Source organism: Rossellomorea aquimaris, assembly GCF_003315075.1.
Taxonomy (GTDB): Bacteria; Bacillota; Bacilli; order Bacillales; family Bacillaceae_B; genus Rossellomorea; species Rossellomorea aquimaris_C.
In genome coordinates this window covers 1-4282 of record NZ_QNRJ01000039.1, presented here as the reverse complement: position 1 = coordinate 4282, position 4282 = coordinate 1, and the positions used below count along the sequence as shown (strand labels likewise).

The window sequence follows — 4282 nt, the reverse complement described above, 5'->3', positions numbered from 1 at the left end:
TTACTGGTTTAGTTTGGTGATCCCTTTTTTAAGGAACCTGACCTTTGATAATTTCATATTCGGTTATTTTTCATTTGACATATTACCGCAGGTCTCTATTACTTATGATCTTCTTACAGACAGGTTGTCCCCCTTATTTTAGAGGCGGAAAACGTTTTTTACAATTATTATTTGTTGAATTCATTCAAAGAATATGATAATTTAATAACAGTTTTAATTTTAATCCATAGTATGTTTATAGGAATTATAAACTTAATGTAACTGAGGTGCTGAACCATGGGTAGAGAATTTTTGGATTTGTTCCAGGATTGGGCAGATTCTTATGACGATACAGTAACGGGGAAAGACGTTGAATATCAAGCGGTTTTCGAACAATATGAATCCATTCTTGACGAAGTCGTTTCCCGGGCAAAGGGAAGAGTCGTTGAATTTGGCCCGGGGACAGGGAATTTGACCAGGAAATTACTGGATGCAGGGCTTGAAGTGGTTCCTTTTGAACCTTCCCCTGAAATGAGAGCCATTGGAATGCAGAAGCTTGGAAAAGAGGTAACGTTCACGGATGGAGATTTCCTCGACTTCTCTTTAGAAGGAGGGGCAGATTCGATCGTGAGCTCCTATGCATTCCATCACTTAACAGATGAAGAAAAGGGAAAAGCTTTTCGCATATATGGAAAGCTACTGGCACATGGTGGTAAAATAGTATTTGCCGATACGATGTTTGAAACGGATCAGCACTATCAAGCCGCCATATCCCAAGCAATCAAAAAAGAGTATTACAACCTTGCTGAAGATTTAAAACGGGAATATTACACAACCTTGGATGTTCTAAGGGAATTATTGGACCAGAATGGGTTTTCAGTCTCTTTTAAGCAAGTAAATACCTTTGTGTGGATTATGGAGGCGACTAAACAGTAGAAAGAGGTTTTAGTAATGAAAATCGCCATCATTGGAGCAATGGAAGAAGAAGTAGCCTTACTTAGAGAAAATATTTCAAACCCGACAGTGGAAACAATCGCAGGGTGTGAATATACAAGTGGAACGATGGAAGACAAAGAAGTGATTTTACTTCGCTCAGGAATCGGCAAGGTGAATGCAGCGATGTCAACAGCCGTTCTTCTGCAGCATTTTAACCCGGACTGCATCATTAATACAGGGTCAGCCGGAGGATTCGATCCTTCTTTAAATGTTGGGGATGTTGTCATCTCAACAGAAGTAAGGCATCATGATGTGGATGTGACGGCTTTTGGGTATGAATATGGTCAAGTACCACAGCTTCCGGCCGCTTTTACAGCAGACGGGAAATTAATGCAGACAGCCATTGATAGCGTGAAAGAGCTTGGAAATGCACAAGTGGTGTCAGGATTGATCGCCACAGGCGATTCATTTATGAATGATCCTAAGCGTGTGGAAGCCATCCGTGACAAATTCACTGATTTACAGGCAGTGGAAATGGAAGCGGCAGCCATTGCGCAAGTGGCTCATCAATTTAACGTACCATTTGTCATTATCCGCTCTCTTTCTGATATTGCCGGCAAGGAATCAGATGTTTCCTTCGAACAATATCTAGAAAAGGCGGCCCTCCACTCTGCCAAAATGGTTATGAGCATTGTAAAGTCTGTTTAATACAAGGGAAATACGGCTGACCCGGGTACCAACTTTCTCATCAAAACATACGGTCCAATCATATGTATTTGAGGACAGGGGAGGTGGATGGAGTCAGCTTTTTTTATGAAGGGGGATTGAGTACATGGACGTGTATAAAAGCGTACATGACCTGATTGGGAATACACCGATTGTCGAGCTTACAAACTTCCCATTAAAAAAAGGAGTCCGCCTCTTTGCTAAGCTGGAATTCTTCAATCCTGGAGGTAGTGTGAAGGATCGTCTGGGCAGGGAATTATTAGAAGATGCCATCCGTAACGGTAAAATAGAACCGGGAGGCACTCTCATCGAACCGACTGCAGGGAACACGGGAATCGGCCTGGCTCTTGCAGCTGTGAATTCGGGATACAATGTCGTGTTCTGCGTACCTGAAAAATTCAGCATAGAAAAGCAGGAGCTTATGAAAGCATTAGGCGCCAAAATCATTCATACCCCAACCGAGGAAGGAATGAAGGGGGCCATTGCAAAAGCAAATGAACTGGTAAAGGAAATTCCCAACTCTTATTCTCCGCAGCAATTCGGGAATGCGGCCAATCCGGAGACGTATTACAAAACGTTGGGACCTGAACTGTGGAATCAGATGGATGGCAACATTCAAACTTTTGTTGCGGGAGCAGGGACAGGGGGTACCTTCATGGGGACTGCTCAGTACCTGAAGGAGAGAAATAAGAACATCAAAACAGTCATTGTTGAACCTGAAGGCTCCATCTTGAACGGTGGACCATCAGGACCTCATAAAACAGAGGGAATCGGCATGGAATTCTTACCTCACTATATGGATTCAAGCTATTTTAATAGCATCCATACCGTGACGGACGACAATGCTTTTAAACGAGTAAAAGAGCTTGCGCTGATGGAAGGCTTGCTGGTCGGAAGTTCTTCTGGTGCAGTGCTGCATGCTGCATTACAGGAAGCGGAAGAAGCAGAGCCGGGAAGCCATATCGTCACGATTTTCCCGGACTCGAGTGAGCGCTATTTAAGTAAGAAAATATATGAAGGAGGACTCTAATCATGAAAAAGAAAACACAATTAATTCACGGCGGAATCCCTACAGATCCTCAAACAGGTGCTGTATCCACTCCCATCTATCAGGTGAGTACGTATAAGCAGGATGAAGTTGGAAAGCATAAAGGCTTTGAATATTCACGTTCAGGAAACCCGACAAGGCACGCACTTGAAGAGTTGATTAAAGATCTGGAAGGCGGAGAAAAAGGCTTTGCATTCGGATCGGGAATGGCAGCTATTACGGCAGTTATGATGATGTTCAATAGCGGAGATCATATAGTCATGACAGATGATGTGTATGGCGGAACGTATCGTGTCATGACCAAGGTCTTAAATCGCATCGGCATTGAATCCACTTTCGTTGATTCAAGTGATATCGGCAATATTGAACGGGCTATTGGGCCGAATACAAAGGCTGTATACATTGAAACACCTACAAATCCATTATTGAAAATTACCGATATCGAGGCTGCAGCTTCCTTAGCCAAGAAGCACAATTTATTGACGATTGTGGATAATACATTCAGCACTCCTTATTGGCAGAATCCAATCAGCCTGGGAGCAGACATCGTTCTTCACAGTGCAACGAAATATATCGGCGGACACAGTGACGTTGTGGCAGGACTGGTCGTTGTGAATTCCGAAGAGCTTGCTGAAGAGTTATTCTTTGTACAGAATTCAACAGGCGGGGTTCTTGGACCACAAGATTCATGGTTACTGATTCGAGGCATTAAAACCTTAGGGCTGAGAATGGAAGAACATGAAGAAAACACGAAGAAAATAGTCGAGTATCTGACATCACACCCGAAAGTATCAAAGGTTTACTATCCGGGACTCGAAACCCATCCGAATCATGACATTGCCAAGAAACAGGCATCCGGCTTCGGGGGAATGGTCTCCTTTGATGTAGGCAGTGAAGAAAATGCCGATCGTCTGCTCACGAACACCAAATACTTCACATTAGCTGAAAGTCTTGGTGCTGTAGAAAGTTTAATCTCAGTACCTGCCCGCATGACTCACGCGTCCATTCCGGCAGATCGCCGAAATGAGTTAGGGATCACAGATGGGTTGGTACGTATCTCTGTCGGTCTTGAAGACGTAGAGGACCTGATTGAAGATATTGAAAATGCCCTCTCCAAGTAATTCGTCTATTGGCAGAACTGGTATCAATTACATGGTAGCTGACATGAGATAATATGTTACCATAGAATGAGAGTTTACTAGTTCTAAAGTAGGTGAATGCACATGAAGAACGCAAAAATGAGAACCATTCAACAAAAAATGAACGACTTCAAGCGATTTGGTTTTACGTTACTTGCACTTAGTGTCTTTATGTATTTAGGGGTTATCATTCCAACCGAAACCGTCACACCAAGTAAAACGATCACCCTCATGACAGGGACCGTTGTTTTACTCGGATTGTCACTTATATTTTTTACAAAAGCGATCAAATACAAAAAAGATATGCAATCTATAGATGAATAGATCATGTAAAGCGGGTTCTCATTGAGGACCCGCTCTTTTGGTGTGCCCGGCATGTGCACACGCTTTAGGGTTCAAGTCCCGAACGGTGAAGGTCGTTGTAGCCGTTAGCTGAAGGCAAGGGTGTCCAGGG

5 protein-coding genes are annotated in these 4282 nt (G+C 43.3%); all 5 read left to right on the top strand.

The window, feature by feature from the left end; translation table 11 throughout:
- Positions 1-276 precede the first annotated feature (276 nt).
- The 5 genes from DET59_RS21250 (at position 277) to DET59_RS21230 (ending at position 4152) form a co-directional block, all read left to right on the top strand.
- Entirely contained in the window at positions 277-915 is a 639-nt protein-coding gene (locus DET59_RS21250; RefSeq protein WP_113971581.1) for a class I SAM-dependent DNA methyltransferase, read from the top strand.
- A gap of 15 nt (positions 916-930) precedes the next feature.
- Complete coding sequence (mtnN, locus tag DET59_RS21245; protein WP_113971580.1) at positions 931-1623, top strand: 5'-methylthioadenosine/S-adenosylhomocysteine nucleosidase; 693 nt, start codon at positions 931-933, stop codon at positions 1621-1623.
- 124 nt (positions 1624-1747) lie between these two features.
- A complete protein-coding gene (locus tag DET59_RS21240) occupies positions 1748-2671 on the top strand; it encodes a PLP-dependent cysteine synthase family protein (RefSeq protein ID WP_113971579.1) in 924 nt (307 codons plus the stop codon).
- Positions 2672-2673: 2 nt separating this feature from the next.
- Positions 2674-3810, top strand: coding sequence for a bifunctional cystathionine gamma-lyase/homocysteine desulfhydrase (locus DET59_RS21235; protein WP_113971578.1), 1137 nt, complete (start codon positions 2674-2676; stop codon positions 3808-3810).
- Positions 3811-3912: 102 nt separating this feature from the next.
- Complete coding sequence (locus DET59_RS21230; RefSeq protein WP_181778275.1) at positions 3913-4152, top strand: YrhC family protein; 240 nt, start codon at positions 3913-3915, stop codon at positions 4150-4152.
- The last annotated feature ends 130 nt before the right edge of the window (positions 4153-4282 follow it).

Bases quoted from the DNA above. Each gene is read 5' to 3' on its own strand.
- DET59_RS21250 (WP_113971581.1), top strand. From the start codon at position 277: ATGGGTAGAGAATTTTTGGATTTGTTCCAGGATTGGGCAGATTCTTAT.
- mtnN (WP_113971580.1), top strand. From the start codon at position 931: ATGAAAATCGCCATCATTGGAGCAATGGAAGAAGAAGTAGCCTTACTT.
- DET59_RS21240 (WP_113971579.1), top strand. From the start codon at position 1,748: ATGGACGTGTATAAAAGCGTACATGACCTGATTGGGAATACACCGATT.
- DET59_RS21235 (WP_113971578.1), top strand. From the start codon at position 2,674: ATGAAAAAGAAAACACAATTAATTCACGGCGGAATCCCTACAGATCCT.
- DET59_RS21230 (WP_181778275.1), top strand. From the start codon at position 3,913: ATGAAGAACGCAAAAATGAGAACCATTCAACAAAAAATGAACGACTTC.